The organism is Pinirhizobacter sp. (assembly GCF_036499745.1).
Classification (GTDB): Bacteria; Pseudomonadota; Gammaproteobacteria; order Xanthomonadales; family Rhodanobacteraceae; genus Pinirhizobacter.
Genome location: NZ_DASYDG010000010.1, coordinates 36,369 through 55,119 on the forward strand (window position 1 = coordinate 36,369; position 18,751 = coordinate 55,119).

The window sequence follows — 18,751 nt, forward strand, 5'->3', positions numbered from 1 at the left end:
GTCAGTGGACTCCCAACGAAGGGCTGGTCGCCATGGTGGCCGCAACGGGGGCCACAAGACCTGCGCCACTGGCCGTTGTCCTGGCCTCGGACGCGGCCTCGAGCCTGGCCGGGACAACCACCGCTGGCTCATTGCTGGCCGCGTGAGGCGCAGAAGGTGAAGAGGCAGGCGCCTGGGCGAGCTTGCCAGCCACGCGATCGTCGTCGCTGTAGAAGCGCGCGGGCGCCGCCTTGTCGCTCATCACCACGATCAACACGCGGCGGTTGCGATTGCGGCCGTCGACGGTTCCATTGTCGGCTGCGGGACGGAATTCGCCCCAGCCGATGATGCCCACCCGGTGCGGGTCGATGCCGCTTCCGGTAAGCAACCGCGCCACACTGGCCGCACGTGCCGCGGACAATTCCCAGTTGGACGGAAAAATCGCGCTGGCGATGGGCGTGGTGTCGGTGTATCCCTCGATGCGCATCGGGTTCGGGAACGGCGTGAGGATACCAGCCACGTGGCGCAGCACGTCTTCAGCGGGCGCGGAAAGCCGCGCGGCGCCGCTGGCGAAGAGAATATCGGTGCGCACTTCGATCTCGAGCCAGTCATCGGTGCGCCGCACCGTCACCAGATCCTTGTCGATCAGGGGCTGCAAAGCCTTGTGTACCTGCTCGGCGATGGCATCGAGGTTGGCCGCTTCACCCGTCTTCGCACCGGCTGCCGCCTGCAGGTTGTCGGCCGTGGGTCCGGCCTGGGCAGCGGCACCCTCGTGGCCCGGCAGCGGCAGGTCGCGCGGCGGAATGGGCACATCGATGCGCGCCACGGGCGCGGCCTGGGCCACGCGTGATTTATTCGGCAACGGCACCTGGGCCGAAGGATCACCCGCGCGCGGCGCCTGGATCACCTGGGGGGTGCCATGAAAGGCTTCGTTGATCGATGCCGCCATGACGCGGAACTTGGTTTCGTTCACGGCCGAGACCGCGTACATCACAACGAACAGGGCCAGCAGCAAGGTGATCAGGTCGCCATAGGGGATGGCCCATCGCTCGTGGTTGATGTGTTCTTCGTGGTGGCGGCGCTTCATGGCAGGTAGCCCTGCAACTTGCTCTCGATATGGCGCGGATTGTCGCCCTGCGCAATGGAGACCAATCCTTCCACCAGCATCTCGCGCATCTGCGACCGGCCGCGGGAAATGCTTTTCAACCGGGAGGCGATCGGCAGCATCAGGAGGTTTGCCAGGCCGATGCCGTAGATGGTGGCCACGAATGCCGCGGCGATGCCATGGCCGAGCTTGCTCGGGTCGGTGAGGTTCTGCATCACGGCCATCAGGCCCATCACCGCGCCGATGATGCCCATGGTAGGTGAATAGGCGCCGGCGTTCTCGAACACCTTTGCAGCGTCAAGATCGGAGTGTTCGCGCGTGAGCACTTCCACTTCCAGCACGCTGCGCATGGCGTCGGGCTCGGTGCCATCCACCAGTAACTGCAGGCCCTTGCGCACGAACGGATCCGTTTCACGCTCGATGCCGTTTTCCAGGCCCAGCAGGCCCTGGCGACGTGACACTTCGCTCCAGCTGACAATACGCCCGACCAGTTCACGGGCTTCGTCCACAGGCGGGCGGTACACCCACGGCAGCATGGCCATGGCGCGCTTGAGCGTTTCGCTGGAGGTCTGCACGAGCAACGCAGCCGTGGTGCCGACGAAGACGATGACGAAGGCTGCCGGGTTCCACAACGCGTCGAGCGTGCTGCCCTTGAGGATGGTCCCGACGATGATGACGACGAACGCGAGGATCGTGCCGCCGAGGCTGACCAGGTTCATCAGGTGAGCCCCCGCGGTGCAGGCAGCCACGACTGGCTGCCATCGGCAAGCGAGGAAAGGTCCAGTACCAGCGCGATGGCGCCATCGCCGGTGATGGTGGCGCCGGCAATGCCCGGGACATCCTTCAGCAGGCTGCCCAGCGGCTTGGCCATGACATCTTCACGGCCCAGCACGTCGTCGACCAGGCAACCCACGCGCTGGCTACCGATGTGCACCACTACCACGTGGCGGCCGCCGATGGGCGCGTTGGCCCATTGGGCGAGATCGCATAGCGGCAGCGCACGGCCGCGGTGGCTGGCCACGACGCGACCATCCACCACGCTCACTTGCCCTGCCACGAGCTCGAATACCTCGGCGATGTTGGACAACGGCAGCGCCAGCCGCCGGTTGCCCACGCGCACCATCAACACGCGCAGGATGGCCAGGGTCAGGGGGACCGACAGGCGGATTTCGCTGCCACGTCCGGCCAGTGAATCGATCGCCAGGGTGCCGCCAAGCTCGACGATCTTGGTCTTGACCACGTCCATGCCCACGCCGCGGCCGGAGATGTCCGACACCTGGGCACGGGTGGAGAACCCCGGGCGGAAAATCAGTTCGAAACATTCGGTGGTGTCCAGGCGTGCGGCCTGTTCTTCGTCCAGAAGACCCTTTTCCACCGCCTTGCGACGCAGGACTTCCGGGTCCATGCCACGACCGTCGTCGGCCACCGTGATGATGATGCGGTCGCCTACCTGGGCTGCGGCTAGACGCACGGTACCCTGCGCGCGCTTCTTCAGCCGCGTGCGGTCGGCAGGATCCTCGATGCCGTGGTCGACGGCATTGCGCAACAGATGGATGAGTGGATCGGCCAACGCCTCGACCACGGTGCGGTCAAGATCGGTTTCCTCACCCTCGGTCTTCAATTCGATGTCCTTGCCCAGCTGGCGGGCAAGGTCGCGCACGATGCGCGGGAAACGCTGGAACAGCTTGCCGATCGGCTGCATCCGCATGCGCAGCACCGCGTTCTGCAGGTCAGCTGCCACTCGTTCGAGTTCGGCGACGGCGCGGTTCATCGCCTCGCCCTGGCCACCGCCTGCCAGCATGGAAAGGCGGTTGCGCACCAGGACCAGTTCGCCGGCAGCATTGACCAGGCCGTCCAGGCGGGCGGTATCGACGCGGACGGTGCTATCGGCCGTCGCGGTTGAACGAGCCGGGGTGGAAGCGGCCGGGGTGACCGCAGCGCGCGCGGGCGTGGCTGCATCCACCGGCGCGGCCGTCGCGGCGGGGGAAACAGCACCGGCGGCAGGAGCCACACTACCCGGACCTTTCCCCGTGCCATGCAGGGCGTCTAGCATGGCTTCAAATTCATCATCGTCGATGGCGGTGCTGGACGGGGCCTTCGCGGCCGGCATCACGGGTGCAGGGGCCGCGTCGGCGATGGCCTCGACCGTGCCTGGTGCGCCACCGGCGCCATAAAGGGAATCGAGCAACGCTTCGAATTCATCGTCACCGATCGGCGCGTCGCCGGTGGCCGATACCGGTTTGGCTGGCACGAGCGCGACCGCTGCTTCGTGGCCTCGGCCCACGCGCGCGGCGGCGATCAGGGCCTCGAATTCATCGTCGATCGGGTCCACGCAGACCGGATCCGCACAAGGGCCGGCCACCGCCCCGGCCACGGGCTCAGGCACGCTTACCGCGTCGACATCCTGCTGCGACTCCAGGCGGCGCAACAGGCTCGCCGGTGCCTCGCGCAGGGTCTCGCCCGCATCACAGGCGCGCATCATGTCGTTGAGCAGGTCAAGCGATTCCAGCAACGCGTCCATGTGCGCTGAGTTCAGGAGCAAGGTGTGGTTACGGGCCTGGTTCAGCAGATCCTCGGCGCGATGGCAAAGCGCCACCATCGGATCGAAACCGAGGAATCCCGCGCCGCCCTTCACGGTGTGGAAGGCACGGAATACCGCGTTCAACAACTCCGTGTCGCCCGGCATGGTTTCCAGTTCCACCAGCTGTTCGCCGAGACGGTCCAACAGCTCCCCGGCCTCGACCAGGAAAACATTGACCAACTCGCTGTCCAGCTCGACGCTCATCTTCTATTCCTTAGAAGCCGAATTCACTGAGCATGCGATCGACCTCGTCCTGGGCGACACGGTCGTTCGCCGGCGCGGCGGCCGCGCCGGCAAGGGTGCCGGTCAGGCGCACCAGTTCGAGCAGCGAGGCGTCGACCTTGCCCAGGAAATCGGCAACCTTGCGCACGCGCTGGCCGGAAAGATCCTGCCAGGACTGCGCTTCCACCATCTCGCCCAGGCCCGCGTCGGCGGCCACGGCGAATTCATCGACGTGGGAAGCCAGGGCGAAAGCGGCGGCGGAGAAATCGGTGCTGGCCGGGTCCACGGCCATCAACTCGTCGGCCTCGCGCGAAAGCGCCTGCACCTGCGGGCGAAGCTGTTCGGAGAAGTCCAGGCTGCGATGGGCTGCGGTGGCGCTCATCTCCAGCACGTCGATGAGATGTTTGCGGGCGTCACCCATGTTGCCGGGCTCGCCGTTGGAGGATATGTCCGAGGACAGGCGGCGAACGGCGTCGTGCAGGTCGCGGGCAAGGCAACCCATGGCACGGAAAAGATGCTGCTCACGGCTGCGGATGAGGGTATCCAGGGCCTGTTCGAAGTCGGCGCGGTCGCCTGAGTCGAGCAGTTCGCGCAACGCCGGGGGCACGTCATGGCCCAACGGGGAGATCATCGTGTTCATGGCTGGCCTTAGCTCGCGGCCGCGAGGCGTTCGAAGATGCGGTCGAGTTTTTCCTTCAGCGTGACGGCGGTGAACGGCTTGACCACATAGCCGTTCACACCGCTTTGCGCTGCCGCGATGATCTGGTCGCGGTTGTTTTCGGCGGTGACCATCAACACCGGCAGGTGTTTGAGCGCGGCGTCGGCGCGGATGGCGCGCAGCAGCTCGATGCCGGTCATGTTGGGCATGTTCCAGTCGGTCACCACCAGGTCGAACGAGGCCGCGCGCAGTGATGCGAGCGCGGTGACGCCGTCCTCGGCCTCGGCGATGGCGGTATTGGTGAAGCCGAGTTCGACCAGGAGGTTCCTGACGATACGGCGCATGGTGGAGAAATCGTCCACCACCAGGATTTTCATGTTCTTGTCCAAAACGTCTCTCCGCGATGCGTTCGCGCTACTTCTTTGTTCGTCGGGGCTTTTCAGGCCCGCTCGCGCCAGCCACCCATGCGGGCGCGGAGGCGGATCAGGGCTTGTCCGTGGATCTGGCACACGCGCGACTCGCTTACGCCGAGGATGGCGCCGACCTCCTTGAGGTTCAGCTCCTGCTCGTAATAGAGCGACATGACCAGTTTTTCGCGTTCGGGTAGGGAGTCGATCGAGTCGGCCAGGGCCTCGCGCATGCCTTCGCGCTCGAAGAGCGCATCCGGACCCTGGGCGTCGGGGTCGGCCACATCGATGGCCGAGCCTTCGTCACCCTCGGGGGCCGACAGCGACAGCAGGCGGGCGCCCGCGGCATCGGCGAGGATCTGGTTGTATTCGAGCGCATCGATGCCAAGACGCTTCATCACTTCCGCGTCGTCGGCGTCGGCGCCGGTCTCGTTCTCGATCTGTCGCGTCACCTCCGCTACTTCACGTACCTTGCGATGGACCGAGCGGGGCGTCCAGTCCGTCTTGCGCAGCTCATCGAGCATGGCGCCACGGATGCGGATGCCCGCGTATGTCTCAAAACTGGCCGCGCGCGTCGGCGAAAAATTCCTCGCCGCCTCGAGCAGGCCGATCATGCCGGCCTGGATCAGGTCGCCCACGTCCACACTCGCCGGCAGGCGCCCCATCAAGTGGTAGGCGATCCTGCGGACCAGCGGCGCGTGGATACGCACCAGCTCATCCGCCGGGATACGCGAAACCTCCAGGTATTCGGTGGCGACGCTCATGACGGCAACCCTCCCATCGGACGGGGGCGCTCGCTGAAAAAGCCGATGCGACCCTGGGCGCGACGCTCGGGTTCGCCCCATGTATCGACCGCACGTGCCAGATTCTTGAATCCGAGCGCCGAACGGCTGCTTGGCCATGCTTCGACGACCGCCGCCTGGCGACGGATCGCCTGGCGCAGGTATTCGTCGTGGGGGACCATCCCCATGAAGTCCAGGGACACGTCCAGGAAGCGTCCGGTCACCCGGGAAAGCTTCTCGAACAACTGTTTACCTTCCTGTGCATGACGGACCATGTTGGCCACGATGCGGAAACGGGGGACGTCGAATTCGCGCGAGAGCACCTTGATCAGGGCATAGGCGTCGGTGAGCGAGGTCGGCTCGTCGCAGACCACCACCACCACGTCGTCGGCGGCGGCGGCGAACATCGACACGCTGTCGGACAGGCCCGCGGCGGTATCGACGATGAGAAATTCAGGGCGGACGGTGAGCTCGTCGAAGGCGCGGATCACCGCGGCGTGCTCGACATTGGGCAGTTGCGCCATGCGCCGGGTGCCGGAGGTGGCCGGGATCACCTTCAGGCCGTGGCGTGAATCGGTGATCAGTTCCTCCAGCCGGGCGCTGCCTTCGAGCAGGTGGCCCAGGTGGCGCGTGGGCTGCAGGCCCAGCAGTACGTCGACGTTGGCCATGCCAAGGTCGGCATCCAGCAACAAGGTGTCGCGGCCACCCATGGCCAGGGCCATGGCGAGGTTCACCGCCGTGGTGGTCTTGCCGACACCGCCCTTGCCGCCGGCCACCGCGATGGTGCGGCAGGGCTGGCGGTCGCCGATAAAGGCCAGTCCCGCGGCCTGGTGGGCGGCGACGGCGAGGTCGTTGCTGCTGGGCGGCGAAGACATCTGCAGGTAACTTCCGATTGCGAGGTTCATGGGGATTCCGTTGCTCACGCCAGGGCGGGTTGGGCGACGCCGAAGCGGTCGGCAAGCAGGACATCGTCGGGTTCCGCCTGGCCGGTCTTGACCAGTTGGGCCGCGCGGAGGACGAGCTTTCGCGCATCCGCCGTGGCGATGTCTTCGGGTACACGCTGACCGTCCGTGGTGTAGTCCAGGGGCAGCCCGCTGCGAATCAATGCAGAAAGCGCGCCACCGAGCAGGGGGGACTCGTCGAGCTTGGTCAGGATCACCGCCTGGGGCTTCAACGGCTGGTAGGCGCGTACCGCATGTTCCATGGCCTGGGCCTGGGCATTGGCCGCCAGTACCAGGCAAACGCGCACATCGGACGCCGCCCTCAGCGTCTCGAACTGGCTTTGCAGGCGCGGATCGGTGCCGGCAAGGCCGGCGGTGTCCACCAGCACGGTGTGGTGGCCTCGCAACTGGCCGAGCACCGTGCGCAGGCTTGCCGCGTCGTGGGCGGCGTGCACCCGCACGCCAAGCAGGCGGCCGTAGTGCTCCATCTGGGCCGCGGCGCCGATGCGGTACTGGTCTGTGGTGATCAGGGTGACGTTATTCGCGCCATGGCGAAGCACCGCGCGGGCGGCAAGCTTGGCAATAGTGGTGGTTTTGCCAACACCCGTGGGGCCGACCAGGGCGACGATGCCGCCGAGCTGGTCGATCTCGCGGCCACTGACGGTAATGTGCCGGGACAGCAGCCCCAGCGGCAGGTACCGCGACTGTTCAACCGTCATCTTGGCGGGTAGTTCCGCCGTGAGCATGCGCGCCACGTCTGAATCCAGGCCCATGCGGGTGAGCTCGCGCAGCACGCGGGCCTGCAGGGGCTGCTCGCGGTCGAGCTGGTTCCAGCCCAGGCTGGACAGCTGGATCTGCAGCATTTCCTTCAGCTGGTTCAGTTCTTCGCGCATGCCGTTGACGGCGATGTCCTGACCCGGCACCCGGGTAGCGGCGCGGACGGCGTCGGCGACGGAAGCGGCCAGGGCCGCGGTGCCGTAGCGGGTCGCCCCGGAGCGCGGGGTGGTGGGCGCAAGGTGACGCTCAGCGGCGGGTTCGGCCTCGGCCTGGCCCCTGGGGGCCGCTTTCGGGGCGACGATCGGCGGCAGCTCGGCCCGGGGCGAGGGAGCCGGCTCGCGCTCGGCGCTGTGTCCCGCAGCCTCGCGCACCAGCGCCTCGTCGTAGTCGAGCGCGGCGATGATCTCGATGCCCTCGGCGATGCGGCGGGAGGACAGGATCACCGAATCGGGACCTTGTTCCTCACGCACTTCCCGCATGGCCTGGCGCATGTCGGCGGCAACGAATCGTTTGATCTTCATGGCGTGGATCCGGAATGCGTGGCGGGGGTCAAGGCGTTGGCGTTAATGGCGGCAACGGCGGCGTTCCGTCGCATCTCGTGGGTTTTCCGTCGTGTGCCGTTCATTGCTCGCCCTACCCCTTCTCTTAGCGTCCCAGTGCCGTGACCAGCCGCACGCGGCGGTTGTCCGGCACCTCGTTGTAGGCAAGTACGTGCAGGTTCTGTGCCACGTGGCGAGTGAAGCGGGCGAGCCACGGCCGCAGGTTCGGGGCGACCAGCAAAACCGCAGGTTCACCCGCGATTTCCTGCCGCCGGGCGGCCTCGGCGACGCTCTGCTGGAGGCGCTCGGCCAGGCCAGGCTCTACCGCCGCGCCAGCCACGCCACCACCTTGCAGTGAGCCCAGGAGGATCTGTTCCAGGTCCGGCGCCAGGGTAATGACGGGGATCTCCGACCCCATGCCGGCGATCTCCTGGACGATCTGCCTCCCCAGGGCTACGCGGACGGCGGACGAAAGCACGCCGGGATCCTGACTCTGGCCGGCGTGTTCCGCCAAGGATTCGACGATGCCGCGCATGTTGCGCACCGGCACGCGCTCGGCAAGAAGGTTCTGCAGCACCTTCACAACCACGCCCAGCGACAGGCGCTTGGGCACGAGGTCCTCCACCAGCTTCGGCGCTGTGGCCGCCAGGCGGTCGAGCATCTGCTGCACGTCCTGGTGACCCAGGAGCTCATGGGCATGACCGCCCAGGATGTGCGAAAGATGGGTGGCGATCACGGTGGCCGGATCCACCACCGTGTAGCCCAGCGACTGCGCATGTTCGCGCAGGCCCGGCTCGATCCACACCGCCGGCAGGCCGAAGGCAGGATCGGTGGTGGCGATACCGTTCAACGCGCCGTGCACGCGGCCCGGGTCGATCGCCAGCATCCGTTCGTTGTGGATCTCCGCCTCGCCCATCGGTACGCCCATCAGGCTGATCCGATACGAATGCGGGCCCAGGTCCAGGTTGTCGCGAATGTGCACCGCCGGCACCAGGAAACCCAGTTCCTGCGAGAGCTTGCGACGGACCGACTTGATCCGGCCCATCAGCTCGCCGCCCTGGTTCTTGTCCACCAGCGGAATCAGGCGATAACCCACCTCAAGGCCGATGGTGTCGACGCTTGCCACGTCTTCCCACGACAGCTCCAGCTTCTCGCCGGACACCGGCGCCTCGGGCGGAGCCTCCAGGGCGCGCCGGGTGGCCGCGGCCACCTCCTGGCGGCGCTTGTTCAAGGCCCAGGCACCGGCGCCACAGACTGCGCCGAGCATCAGGAAGGCAATATTCGGCATGCCGGGGATCAGCCCCATCACCGCCAGCACCACACCGGCCACCGCCAGCGCCCTGGGTTGGCCGAACAACTGGCCCACCACGTGCCGGCCCATGTCCTGCGACTTCGACACACGGGTAACGATCACCGCGGCGGCGATGGAAAGCATCAGGCCGGGCACCTGGGCGACCAGGCCATCGCCGATGGTCAGCAGCGTGTAATTGCGCGCCGCCTCACTGGCGGAAAGGCCATGCTGCAACATGCCGACGAAGAAGCCGCCAACGATGTTGATGATCAGGATAAGAATGCCGGCGGTGGCATCGCCGCGCACGAACTTCGAGGCGCCGTCCATCGAACCGTAGAAATCCGCTTCCTCGCGTACTTCCTGGCGACGCTCGCGGGCCTGTTCCTGGGTGAGAAGGCCGGCATTCAGATCGGCGTCGATGGCCATCTGCTTGCCGGGCATGGCATCGAGGGTGAAGCGCGCAGTCACTTCCGACACGCGCGTGGCGCCCTTGGTGACCACCACGAAGTTGATGATGGTGAGGATGCAGAACACCACCAGGCCCACGGCGAAATTACCGCCGATGACGAATTCGCCGAAGGCCTCGATCACCTTGCCCGCCGCGCCCGGGCCCATGTGGCCGTGCAGCAGCACCACGCGGGTCGACGCGATATTAAGCGCCAGGCGCAGCAGGGTGGCACCCAGCACCACGGTCGGGAAGGCTGCGAATTCCAGCGGCCGCATCACGTACACCACCGCCAGCAGGATCACCAGCGACAGCGCAATGTTGAAGGTGAAGAGCAGGTCCAGCATGAACGGCGGCAACGGCAGCATCAGCATCGCCAGCACCAGCAGCAAGGCAATCGGTGCACCGATGCCGCGGCGGGCCATCTGGCCGAACACGGCGAAACCTGAAGTGGACGGGGAGGCCATGGCTTAGTTCTCGTCGTTCATGCGGTAACGGCCCAGCAGGTCGGGATCGACGTCCGGGTTCGGTTTGTCAGGCATTACGTCGCCCTGGGCGAGCGCGGTCTTCAGGCGATACACGTAGGCCAGGATCTGCGCCACCGCCACGAATAGCTGCGAGGGGATCTCATGGCCGACTTCGGTGGTGTTGTAGAGCGCGCGCGCCAGCGGGGCGGCTTCCACCAGCGGGATCTTGTGCGCGCCGGCCACCGAGCGAATCTGCATGGCGATCACATCCATGCCCTTGGCCACTACCTTCGGCGCGCGCATGGCATCCTGGTAGGACAGCGCCACGGCGAAGTGGCTCGGATTGACCACGACGACGTCAGCTTTGGGGATGTCCTGCATCATGCGGCGGCGGGACATCTGTATCTGCATGCTGCGGACGCGTCCCTTCATCTCAGGATTGCCGTCGCTTTCCTTGTGCTCGTCCTTGAGCTGCTGCTTGGTCATGCGCATTTTTTTCGCGAAAGAGAATTTCTGCCACGGCGCGTCCAGCAGGCCGAGAAAACCCAGCACGCAGGCGAAGTACATGCAGGCCTGGCCGATGGTGCCCAGCGAGCGGTGGATGCCGGCAACGACGTCGCCTGCGCCGGTGCCCAGCATGTCGGCACGGCTTTTCATCATGTACCAGACCAGCACGCCGCCGATCAGGATCAGCTTGAGCAACGACTTGCCCAGCTCGACGAAACCGTTGGTGGAGAAAATGCGGCCGAAGCCTGAGATCGGGTTCAACCGGTCGAACTTCGGTATCAGCGCCTGGCCGGAAAAATTAAGGCCGCCAAGCAACGCCGGGGCGGCGAAGGCGGCAACGATCGTCACCACGAACATCGGCCCGAGCATGCGCAAGGCCTCGAGCGCCGCGGTGGACATCACATGGGAAATGCCGTTGGCGGCGAAGAGGTCCTCGCGGTTGTAGTGCACGCCCAGCATCATGATGTTGCGTGCATGCACGGCCAGTTCGTCCCGCGTGGCAAGCACGCTGGACACGCCGGCCAGCACCACCACGCCAGTGGAGAGTTCCCGCGAGCGCGGCAGCTCGCCTTTCTCGCGGGCTTCGCGAAGGCGCTTTTCACTGGCTTCTTCGGTGCGGTCCTGGTCGCTCTCCTCGCTCATGGCGAACCTCCGCCAATGAGGCCGCGCATGGTTGCCCATCCGTCGGCAGAGAGCGAATCGAAGGCACCGGGGAGCTGGCGCAGGGCCAGCCAGATGGCAACCAGGCCAAGGCTCACCGTGATCGGGAAGCCCACGGCGAACAGGTTCATCGATGGCGCCGAGCGGCTGATGGCGCCGAATCCCAGGTTCACCACCAGCAAGGCGGTAAGCGCCGGCAGGGCTACGCGCAGGGCACCGGAGAACAGGTGTCCCGTCCACATAAGCACGCCCCAGATTTCATCGGTGCCCACGCCCGCGCCGCCGATGGGCGTGGTCTGGAAACTATCGGCGAGCAGGCCGATCAGCTGCAGGTGGCCATCCATTGCCAGGAACAGCAAGGTGATCATGCCGGTGTAGAACTGGCTCACCACCGTCGAGCTGCCGCCGCCAAGCGGGTTCACCGTCTCGGCGTAGGAAAGGCTCATCGAGGTGGAAATCAGCTGCGCGCCGAAGGCCACCGCCTCGAAGACAATTCTCAGTACGAAGCCGATCAGCGCGCCCAGCAGCATCTGCTGCGCCAGCACACCGATGCCCTGCCCTGACATCGGCTCCAGGCCCATCGGTGCCATCGGCGCGATCACCACCACCAGCGCCAGGGCGATGCCGACGCGGATATTCACCGGGATCGTGGTGGCACCGAGTACGGGAGCCACCAGGAACAGCCCGCCCACGCGCGAGAGGGCCCAGGCGAAGGCGGCGATCCATGCGGTGATCTGGGCGGCCTGGACGGGCATGGTCAGCGCACCGTGGCCGGGAGGTTTTCGATCAGCTGCCGGGTGAACTGCACCAGCGTGCGCAGCATCCAGGGGCCGGTAACCACCAGCACCAGGGACATGGCGATCAGCTTGGGGATGAAGCTCAGGGTCTGTTCGTTGATCTGCGTGGCCGCCTGCACCATGCCGATGATCAGGCCCACCGCCAACGCGGTGAGCAGCAACGGGGCACCGATCAGCATGGCGATGTACAGCGCCTGCTGGCCGAAATTGATCACGCTTTCCGGCGTCATGTGTAGAAGCTCCCGGCAAGCGTGCCCAGCAGCAATGTCCACCCATCGACCAGCACGAACAGCATGATCTTGAAGGGCAGCGAGATGATCATCGGCGAGACCATCATCATGCCCATCGACATCAGCACCGAGGCCACTACCAGGTCGATGATCAGGAACGGGATGAACAGCAGGAAGCCCATCTGGAAAGCGGTCTTGAGCTCACTGGTGACGAACGCAGGCAGCGCCACGCGGTAAGGCACGGCCTCCTTGCTGGCGTAGGGCGTATCGCCGGCCAGGCGGGTGAAGAGCTGAAGGTCCGGCTCGCGGGTCTGGTCCAGCATGAAGCGGTGGAACGGCGCGGCTGCGGCGGGCAATGCCGCTTCGGCCGTCATCGTGCCATCCATGTACGGCTTCACGCCTTCGGTGTAGGAGTGGTTCAGCACCGGCCCCATCACGAACAAGGTGAGGAACAGCGACAGGCCCAGGATCACCTGGTTGGGCGGCGTGGTATTGGTGCCCAGCGCCTGGCGCAGGAAGCCCAGCACGATGATGATGCGTGTGAACGAGGTCATCATCAGAAGGATCGCCGGCAGCACTGTCAATGCCGTCATCAGCGCAAGCATCTGCAGCGACAGCGTCCAGTTCGAACCGCCGTTGGCGGCCGGCGCCACGTTCACCAGCGGAATGCCGATGGGGTCGGCGGCGGCCAGGCCCGGCAGCAAGACCAGCAGGCCAAGCAGGATCCAGCGCAGCGTCTTCATCAGCGCTTGCCCCACTGGCCCAGGATGTCGCGGAAGCTTGGCGGCAGCGTGGACGCGATGGTGGTGTCCTCCACGATCGGCGTGGCCAGCACATGCAGCGTGCGCAGGCCCGACGGCGAGGCACCCACCAGCAACTGGGTGCCACCCACTTCCATCAGCATCACTTTTTCCTTCACGCCCACCGGCATCGTCTCGATCACGCGAATCTTCCGGCCACCGGGACGCACCCGGGCCTGCGCACGGCGGGTAAGCCAGCCGGCGACGAAGATCATGGCCACGATGCCGGCCAGGCTCAGCACCACCCGCAGCAACTCCGCACCGGTATTGATCGGGGCGGGAGCGGCCATGGCGGCGGGAGCGGCCCGCAGCATGCCCGGCGCGGCTGCCATCAGCAGGGCGCCGAAAGAGGCAAACACGGTTTTCATCGCAGCTTGCGCACCCGTTCGGCCGGGCTGATCACGTCGGTCAGCCGGATGCCGAACTTCTCGTTGATCACCACCACTTCGCCGTGGGCGACCAGGGTGCCGTTGACGAACACGTCCAGCGGTTCGCCGGCGGCGCGGTCCAGTTCCACCACCGAGCCCTGGTTCAGCTGCAGCAGGTTGCGGATGGAGATCTTGGTGCGGCCCACTTCCATGGCCATGGTCACCGGCACGTCCAGGATGACGTCGAGGCTGACGTCGGAGGAGATGCCGGCCTGGGCCAGGACTCCGGCGTTCGACTCGTCCGCAAGGGCGGTGGCTTCACTGTTCATGTGCGCTTCTTCTCGTGATGGTTCATTGCCGCGCGACGGTTTATCGGCGGCTCACGAGAGGCAATGCAATGGGTGTGCCAACCCCCCGGTTACGCCGGGATCGGATCCGGCAGCAGCTCGGCCTGGTGCCTGGCCACGCGCGTACGCATCAATTGCTCAAAGCGGATCGCCTTGTGGCCATTGGCATTGCCCAGACGGCCGCGGAACACCGGCACGTCCTCGGCGAAGACCGAGGCGAATTCCGGCACGGAGATGGGAATGACGTCGCCGGGGCGCAGGTGCAGGAAATCACCAATGCTGATGCGGGTTTCGGCCATCAGCGACGACAGCTCCACCTCGGCGTCGAGAATTTCCTCGTGCAGGGAATGGATCCAGCGGTCGTCACGTTCGGCGCGGTCGCTCTGTACACCGGCGTCGAGCAGTTCGCGGATCGGCTCGACCATCGAATACGGCAGGGTGAGGTGGATTTCCCCGCCGCCGCCGTCCAGTTCGATATGGAAGCGCGAGACCACCACGGTTTCCGTGGGGCTGACGATATTGGCGAACTGCGGGTTGATCTCGGAGTTCAGGAACTCGAAATCCATCTTCAACACCGGGGCCCAGGCTTCGCCCATGGCGGTGAAAATCTCGCCCAGCACGATCTGGATCACGCGGTTTTCGGTCGGGGTGAAATCCCTGCCTTCTATGCGCGCGTGATAGCGGCCGTCGCCACCGAAGAAATTATCGATCACGGTAAACACCAGGCGCGGCTCCAGCACGCACAGGGCGGTGCCTCGCAGGGGCTTGATGCGGACCAGGTTGAGATTCGACGGCACCGCTAGCGAATGCACGTACTCGTTGAACTTCACCATGCGCACGCCCAGCACGGATACCTCGCATGCCTTGCGCAGCACATTGAACAGGTTGGCGCGGAAATAGCGGGCAAATCGGTCGTTGACCATCTCTAGCGTAGGCAGCCGGCCGCGGACGATGCGGTCCTGCTGGGTGAAGTCGTATTCGACGGCCATGCCCGGCGGCAGAGGCTCGTTGACCTCGGTCTCTACCGCACCGCCTTCCACACCGGCCAGCAGTGCGTCGATTTCTTCCTGGGAAAGCAGGTCGCTCATGGCGGGTCCTTGGGTTACTGCATCACGAAGCTGGTGAAATACACCGCGTCGACGCCGGGCTTGCCGGTTTTGTCAGCCACGATCTTCTGCACCGCGGCCAGTGCCTCGGCCTGCAGCTTCTGCTTGCCCTTCGCGTCGGTCAGGGTGCTGGCGTCCTGGCCGGAAAACAGCATCACCAGTGCGTTGCGGATCACAGGATCGGTGTCCTTCACCGCCTGGATGGCTTCCGGATCGTGCGACATCACGGTGATCCCCACCTGCAGGAAGCGCAGGGCGCGGTCATCCTGGAAGTTCACCACGAAACCCGGCTCCAGCGCCTGGTACAGCGCCTCGCGATGGACGGGCTTGGCCGCTTCCTCCGCGCCCTTCTTATGAAGCAGGAAGAAGCCGCCGGCACCCATGGCAATGACGGCCACAGCGAGGATGGCAAGGAGGCCGCCCTTGCCCTTTTTCTTGACGACGGGAGCGGCGTTTTCAGCGGTTGCGGACATGGAAAACCTCAAGCGTTATAGCAATGGCGAAAGCGTTCGCGCGGAACGTCCACGCCGGTCATGATGTTCGTTGCAAGCCGCGTGCCACGCCCTGAAGGGCTTTGCAATGCGGGTTTGCCTTAAAGCAGACGCGCCGGTTTCCCGACGCGTGTCGATATTCCGTTGCCGGGGCCGCCGGTCAGGCGAAGTCGTCGACCAGGGCGTTGGGCGCCCGGACGGTCGCCTGTTGCACGTCCGGCACATCGCCAGGCTCGCCACTGCCCTGCGCAACCTGGGCGAACGACCTGCCATGGTCCTGGCCGCCCTGCCCCGACTGCTGCTGGCCGACCTGCGCCTGGCCAAGTTGCAGGCCGTGGTGGGCAAGCATGGTGTCCAGCTGGGTGAGGGTCTGGTTCACCGCCTGCACGGCGGCGGGATGCTGGGCGGCAAAGGCCACGTCCACGCGGTTCTGGTGCACGCTGATCTTCACGTCCAGCTGGCCCATGTCTTCCGGATGCAGGCGGATGGACGCTTCCTTGATGTCGCCATTGCTCATCCAGGCGATCTGTTGGCCGAGCTCGTTGGCAAAGGCGGGGGTGCCGGCTACCTGGGTGCTTTGCAAGGCAGCCGGCGCCGATACCGGAATGGACGCTTGCGGTACCTGGCCCGTGGCCAATAGCGACGGGTCAGGCAACAGGGACGCCTTGGTCGCATCGGCCTTGTCGCCACTGCCCAGCAACCCTGCCATGGCGTCGCCGACCAGGCCGACTGCCTTGCCGACCACGCCCGTGGCGGCATCGGCAACGGTACCTGCCACCGCACCACCGAGCGAACTGGTGAGGGCCTGGGCCATCTTCGACGACGCCGTGATGGCTGCACCGATGTCGTCGGCGATGGCGGACTTGCTGTCGTTTGTGGCCGTGACCATCGTAGCCGTGGCCGACGTTGTGGCCGGCGCAGCAGCGGTAGTGGCAGCTGGCGCCGGTGCCGCGGATTGCTGGATCAACGCCAGCATGGCAGCGGCGATCGCCTGGCCGTTGGCGGGGTCGGTCGCGGGCTGTGCGGGTCCGGATGTCTGGTCACTTTTGGCCGTCTTGGCGTCGGCTGCGGGTTCTTCGTCGGCATCGGCACCTGGACCCGGGTTTTGTGCGGCCGCGGAAGCTGCGTCGGCCAGAGCCACGGCCACGCCGCCGGTGCCGTCGGCAGCCGTGGCATCAGCAGCATCGCCAGCGTCGGCCCGGTCGCCCTTGGCCTTGGCGTGGTGAGCGCCACCGCCCTGCTGGGGCGCTTGTGCTTGTGACTGTGCCTGTCCAGTTGTGTCGTCTTGCGTGCGTACCGGCGCAGAATGCTGCGGCGGATCTGCTTTTGGCGCAAGCGCAGATGAAGCATGCTTCATCGCATCGCCAAAGCTCGGTGCGTCGTCCCGGTCGGGCGTGGACGCAGATTGCCGCGTAGACGCCCGCTGCGGCGGATTGAGCTGGATGGAGGAAGGCGTCTGGGTGTTCATGAGGTTCTCATCGTCGTTAGGCCGGCTTGCGCTTGGTCTGCGAGCGCTCGTCGGCCTGGTTCTGTTCGCGGCGGTCCTCGGCCTTGCGTTCGGCATCGCGGTAGCGGGTGGTGACGGTGTCCAGGGCCTTGGCCCGGCCACGCGCTTCCATCCATGCCTGCTGCGATGCCGCCACGGCGCGTTCGCGTCGGGCCACCTCGGCCATCTGCTGGACGATGGCCATGTCGATGCGCTGCAGGAAACTCTGGCGATTGAGGATGCCGGCAACGTTGCTGCCGGAAGGGATGCTGCCGTAGTCGTCGCGGTAGCGACGCAGTTCATCGAGCTGTTGCTGGGCCATGGCCAGCTGGTTACGCTGGCCGGCCATGGCAAGCGTGGCTTCCTGCTCGCGTTTTTCAGCCAGGTCCACCACCGGCTGCAGGCGATCGGCACGCGAGGTCATGCGCGCTCAACCTGGGCCACGGCGCCGAGGCCCGCTTCGGCTTCCGCCAGGCCCACCGATTCTTCGGTCTCCTGCTGCAGGAACGCCGACAACTGCGGGTACAGGGCGATGGCTTCGTCCGTGCGCGGGTCGCTGCCCTTCTGGTAGGCACCCACGGCAATCAGGTCACGTTGCTGCCGGTAGGCCGAATACACCTGGCGGAAGCGCTGCGCCGACCGCATGTGCTCGCGCGACACCACGGCGGGCATGACGCGGCTGATCGAGGCTTCGATGTCGATGGCCGGGTAGTGGCCGGCTTCGGCCAGGTCGCGCGAGAGCACGATATGGCCGTCCAGGATCGCGCGCGACGCGTCGGCGATCGGATCGTGGCGGTAGTCGTCGCCCTCGGTCAGCACGGTATAGAAAGCGGTGATGGAACCGGTCCCGGTAGCGTCATTTCCGGCGCGTTCCACCAGCGCCGGCAGCATGGCGAACACCGACGGCGGATATCCCTTGGTCGCCGGCGGCTCGCCGATGGCCAGCGCGATCTCGCGCTGTGCCTGGGCATAACGGGTGAGCGAATCCATCAGCAGCAACACCCGCTTGCCCTGGTCGCGAAAATGCTCGGCCACCGCGGTGGCCAACTGTGCGCCGCGCAGCCGCGAGAGTGGCGGCGCGTCGGCGGGCGCCGCCACTACCACGGCGCGGCGACGGCCTTCCTCGCCCAGCGTGTGATCGACGAACTCCTTCACTTCACGACCGCGCTCGCCGATCAGCCCCACCACGACCACGTCGGCGTCGGTGAAGCGGGTCATCATGCCCAGCAGCGTTGATTTACCCACGCCGGAGCCGGCGAACAGGCCGATGCGCTGGCCGCGGCCAACGGTCAAAAGGGCGTTGATCGCGCGTACGCCGGTATCGAGCGGGGTGTCTATCGGCTGGCGCGACATCGGGTTGATCGGCTCGCGACGCAGCGGCGCGCGCTCGCGCACCATCAGCGGTCCCTTGCCGTCCAGCGGCGCGCCATCGGCGCCGATCACGCGGCCGAGCAGTTCATCGCCCACCGGCACGCCGGACGTGCCGGCGACCGGACGCACGCGCGCATTGGGCAGCACGCCGTGCAACTGGCCCGTGGGCATCAACAGCAGGCGACCATCGGCGAAGCCGACGACCTCGGTTTCAAGTTCGTTGCCGTCGGCGCCGGACACCATGCAGCGCGCGCCCACCGGGGCCTCGCAGCCGACGGCTTCCAGCGTGAGCCCCACTACGCGGCGTAATTTTCCTTCCGCTTGCAGCGGGCGAAGATGGTCCAACTGCGCGCAGCGCATGGCCAGCGCGTCGCTCCAGCGCTGGTTGCGATCC

20 protein-coding genes are annotated in these 18,751 nt (G+C 66.2%); all 20 read right to left on the minus strand.

Annotated features, from left to right (window positions below; translation table 11 throughout):
* Window position 1: 1 nt before the first annotated feature.
* The 20 genes from motD to fliI all read right to left on the minus strand — a co-directional run bounded on the left by motD (window position 2) and on the right by fliI (window position 18,717).
* Window positions 2-1,066 (minus strand): flagellar motor protein MotD, encoded by a 1,065-nt coding sequence (motD, locus tag VGM61_RS03075; protein WP_331521248.1) that lies wholly within the window; start codon window positions 1,064-1,066, stop codon window positions 2-4.
* Window positions 1,063-1,803: a flagellar motor protein gene (locus VGM61_RS03080; RefSeq protein WP_331521249.1), complete on the minus strand. Its 741-nt coding sequence runs from the start codon at window positions 1,801-1,803 to the stop codon at window positions 1,063-1,065. The genes motD and VGM61_RS03080 overlap by 4 nt, the downstream gene beginning before the upstream one ends.
* Window positions 1,803-3,869 carry a chemotaxis protein CheA gene (locus VGM61_RS03085; RefSeq protein WP_331521250.1) on the minus strand — a complete coding sequence of 689 codons (2,067 nt, stop codon included), beginning with the start codon at window positions 3,867-3,869 and terminating at the stop codon, window positions 1,803-1,805. Before VGM61_RS03085 ends, VGM61_RS03080 begins: the two co-directional genes overlap by 1 nt.
* A gap of 10 nt (window positions 3,870-3,879) precedes the next feature.
* Complete coding sequence (locus VGM61_RS03090; protein WP_331521251.1) at window positions 3,880-4,527, minus strand: protein phosphatase CheZ; 648 nt, start codon at window positions 4,525-4,527, stop codon at window positions 3,880-3,882.
* Between the two features lie 8 nt (window positions 4,528-4,535).
* Window positions 4,536-4,934, minus strand: coding sequence for a chemotaxis response regulator CheY (cheY, locus tag VGM61_RS03095; RefSeq protein ID WP_331521252.1), 399 nt, complete (start codon window positions 4,932-4,934; stop codon window positions 4,536-4,538).
* A 50-nt stretch (window positions 4,935-4,984) separates the two neighbouring features.
* Window positions 4,985-5,716 (minus strand): RNA polymerase sigma factor FliA, encoded by a 732-nt coding sequence (locus VGM61_RS03100; protein WP_331521253.1) that lies wholly within the window; start codon window positions 5,714-5,716, stop codon window positions 4,985-4,987.
* Window positions 5,713-6,543: a MinD/ParA family ATP-binding protein gene (locus tag VGM61_RS03105; RefSeq protein ID WP_414694792.1), complete on the minus strand. Its 831-nt coding sequence runs from the start codon at window positions 6,541-6,543 to the stop codon at window positions 5,713-5,715. Before VGM61_RS03105 ends, VGM61_RS03100 begins: the two co-directional genes overlap by 4 nt.
* A gap of 110 nt (window positions 6,544-6,653) precedes the next feature.
* On the minus strand, window positions 6,654-7,973 hold the full coding sequence (gene flhF / locus VGM61_RS03110; RefSeq protein WP_331521255.1) for a flagellar biosynthesis protein FlhF: 1,320 nt from the start codon (window positions 7,971-7,973) through the stop codon (window positions 6,654-6,656).
* 124 nt (window positions 7,974-8,097) lie between these two features.
* On the minus strand, window positions 8,098-10,194 hold the full coding sequence (gene flhA / locus VGM61_RS03115; RefSeq protein WP_331521256.1) for a flagellar biosynthesis protein FlhA: 2,097 nt from the start codon (window positions 10,192-10,194) through the stop codon (window positions 8,098-8,100).
* A 3-nt stretch (window positions 10,195-10,197) separates the two neighbouring features.
* Window positions 10,198-11,343 carry a flagellar biosynthesis protein FlhB gene (flhB, locus tag VGM61_RS03120; RefSeq protein WP_331521257.1) on the minus strand — a complete coding sequence of 382 codons (1,146 nt, stop codon included), beginning with the start codon at window positions 11,341-11,343 and terminating at the stop codon, window positions 10,198-10,200.
* On the minus strand, window positions 11,340-12,116 hold the full coding sequence (gene fliR / locus VGM61_RS03125) for a flagellar biosynthetic protein FliR (protein WP_331521258.1): 777 nt from the start codon (window positions 12,114-12,116) through the stop codon (window positions 11,340-11,342). The genes flhB and fliR overlap by 4 nt, the downstream gene beginning before the upstream one ends.
* A 2-nt stretch (window positions 12,117-12,118) precedes the next feature.
* Window positions 12,119-12,388 (minus strand): flagellar biosynthesis protein FliQ, encoded by a 270-nt coding sequence (fliQ, locus tag VGM61_RS03130; RefSeq protein WP_331521259.1) that lies wholly within the window; start codon window positions 12,386-12,388, stop codon window positions 12,119-12,121.
* Window positions 12,385-13,131: a flagellar type III secretion system pore protein FliP gene (gene fliP / locus VGM61_RS03135; RefSeq protein ID WP_331521260.1), complete on the minus strand. Its 747-nt coding sequence runs from the start codon at window positions 13,129-13,131 to the stop codon at window positions 12,385-12,387. Before fliP ends, fliQ begins: the two co-directional genes overlap by 4 nt.
* Window positions 13,131-13,556, minus strand: coding sequence for a flagellar biosynthetic protein FliO (gene fliO / locus VGM61_RS03140; protein WP_331521261.1), 426 nt, complete (start codon window positions 13,554-13,556; stop codon window positions 13,131-13,133). Before fliO ends, fliP begins: the two co-directional genes overlap by 1 nt.
* Window positions 13,553-13,885 carry a flagellar motor switch protein FliN gene (gene fliN / locus VGM61_RS03145; RefSeq protein ID WP_331521262.1) on the minus strand — a complete coding sequence of 111 codons (333 nt, stop codon included), beginning with the start codon at window positions 13,883-13,885 and terminating at the stop codon, window positions 13,553-13,555. Before fliN ends, fliO begins: the two co-directional genes overlap by 4 nt.
* An 89-nt stretch (window positions 13,886-13,974) precedes the next feature.
* Window positions 13,975-14,991 (minus strand): flagellar motor switch protein FliM, encoded by a 1,017-nt coding sequence (fliM, locus tag VGM61_RS03150; protein ID WP_331521263.1) that lies wholly within the window; start codon window positions 14,989-14,991, stop codon window positions 13,975-13,977.
* Between the two features lie 14 nt (window positions 14,992-15,005).
* A complete protein-coding gene (locus VGM61_RS03155) occupies window positions 15,006-15,482 on the minus strand; it encodes a flagellar basal body-associated FliL family protein (RefSeq protein WP_331521264.1) in 477 nt (158 codons plus the stop codon).
* 178 nt (window positions 15,483-15,660) lie between these two features.
* A complete protein-coding gene (locus VGM61_RS03160; protein WP_331521265.1) occupies window positions 15,661-16,968 on the minus strand; it encodes a flagellar hook-length control protein FliK in 1,308 nt (435 codons plus the stop codon).
* Window positions 16,969-16,984: 16 nt separating this feature from the next.
* Window positions 16,985-17,410 (minus strand): flagellar export protein FliJ, encoded by a 426-nt coding sequence (fliJ, locus tag VGM61_RS03165; RefSeq protein WP_331521266.1) that lies wholly within the window; start codon window positions 17,408-17,410, stop codon window positions 16,985-16,987.
* Complete coding sequence (gene fliI / locus VGM61_RS03170) at window positions 17,407-18,717, minus strand: flagellar protein export ATPase FliI (RefSeq protein WP_414694793.1); 1,311 nt, start codon at window positions 18,715-18,717, stop codon at window positions 17,407-17,409. Before fliI ends, fliJ begins: the two co-directional genes overlap by 4 nt.
* Window positions 18,718-18,751 lie beyond the last annotated feature (34 nt).

What these genes read in the sequence shown, in the direction of transcription:
- fliO (WP_331521261.1), bottom strand. Translation starts at nt 13,556, where the DNA reads ATGAAAACCGTGTTTGCCTCTTTCGGCGCCCTGCTGATGGCAGCCGCG.
- flhF (WP_331521255.1), bottom strand. Translation starts at nt 7,973, where the DNA reads ATGAAGATCAAACGATTCGTTGCCGCCGACATGCGCCAGGCCATGCGG.
- VGM61_RS03100 (WP_331521253.1), bottom strand. Translation starts at nt 5,716, where the DNA reads ATGAGCGTCGCCACCGAATACCTGGAGGTTTCGCGTATCCCGGCGGAT.
- flhA (WP_331521256.1), bottom strand. Translation starts at nt 10,194, where the DNA reads ATGGCCTCCCCGTCCACTTCAGGTTTCGCCGTGTTCGGCCAGATGGCC.
- VGM61_RS03160 (WP_331521265.1), bottom strand. Translation starts at nt 16,968, where the DNA reads ATGAACACCCAGACGCCTTCCTCCATCCAGCTCAATCCGCCGCAGCGG.
- VGM61_RS03090 (WP_331521251.1), bottom strand. Translation starts at nt 4,527, where the DNA reads ATGAACACGATGATCTCCCCGTTGGGCCATGACGTGCCCCCGGCGTTG.
- VGM61_RS03080 (WP_331521249.1), bottom strand. Translation starts at nt 1,803, where the DNA reads ATGAACCTGGTCAGCCTCGGCGGCACGATCCTCGCGTTCGTCGTCATC.
- fliM (WP_331521263.1), bottom strand. Translation starts at nt 14,991, where the DNA reads ATGAGCGACCTGCTTTCCCAGGAAGAAATCGACGCACTGCTGGCCGGT.
- motD (WP_331521248.1), bottom strand. Translation starts at nt 1,066, where the DNA reads ATGAAGCGCCGCCACCACGAAGAACACATCAACCACGAGCGATGGGCC.
- fliR (WP_331521258.1), bottom strand. Translation starts at nt 12,116, where the DNA reads ATGCCCGTCCAGGCCGCCCAGATCACCGCATGGATCGCCGCCTTCGCC.
- fliI (WP_414694793.1), bottom strand. Translation starts at nt 18,717, where the DNA reads ATGCGCTGCGCGCAGTTGGACCATCTTCGCCCGCTGCAAGCGGAAGGA.
- VGM61_RS03155 (WP_331521264.1), bottom strand. Translation starts at nt 15,482, where the DNA reads ATGTCCGCAACCGCTGAAAACGCCGCTCCCGTCGTCAAGAAAAAGGGC.
- fliP (WP_331521260.1), bottom strand. Translation starts at nt 13,131, where the DNA reads ATGAAGACGCTGCGCTGGATCCTGCTTGGCCTGCTGGTCTTGCTGCCG.
- fliN (WP_331521262.1), bottom strand. Translation starts at nt 13,885, where the DNA reads ATGAACAGTGAAGCCACCGCCCTTGCGGACGAGTCGAACGCCGGAGTC.
- VGM61_RS03085 (WP_331521250.1), bottom strand. Translation starts at nt 3,869, where the DNA reads ATGAGCGTCGAGCTGGACAGCGAGTTGGTCAATGTTTTCCTGGTCGAG.
- flhB (WP_331521257.1), bottom strand. Translation starts at nt 11,343, where the DNA reads ATGAGCGAGGAGAGCGACCAGGACCGCACCGAAGAAGCCAGTGAAAAG.
- fliJ (WP_331521266.1), bottom strand. Translation starts at nt 17,410, where the DNA reads ATGACCTCGCGTGCCGATCGCCTGCAGCCGGTGGTGGACCTGGCTGAA.
- fliQ (WP_331521259.1), bottom strand. Translation starts at nt 12,388, where the DNA reads ATGACGCCGGAAAGCGTGATCAATTTCGGCCAGCAGGCGCTGTACATC.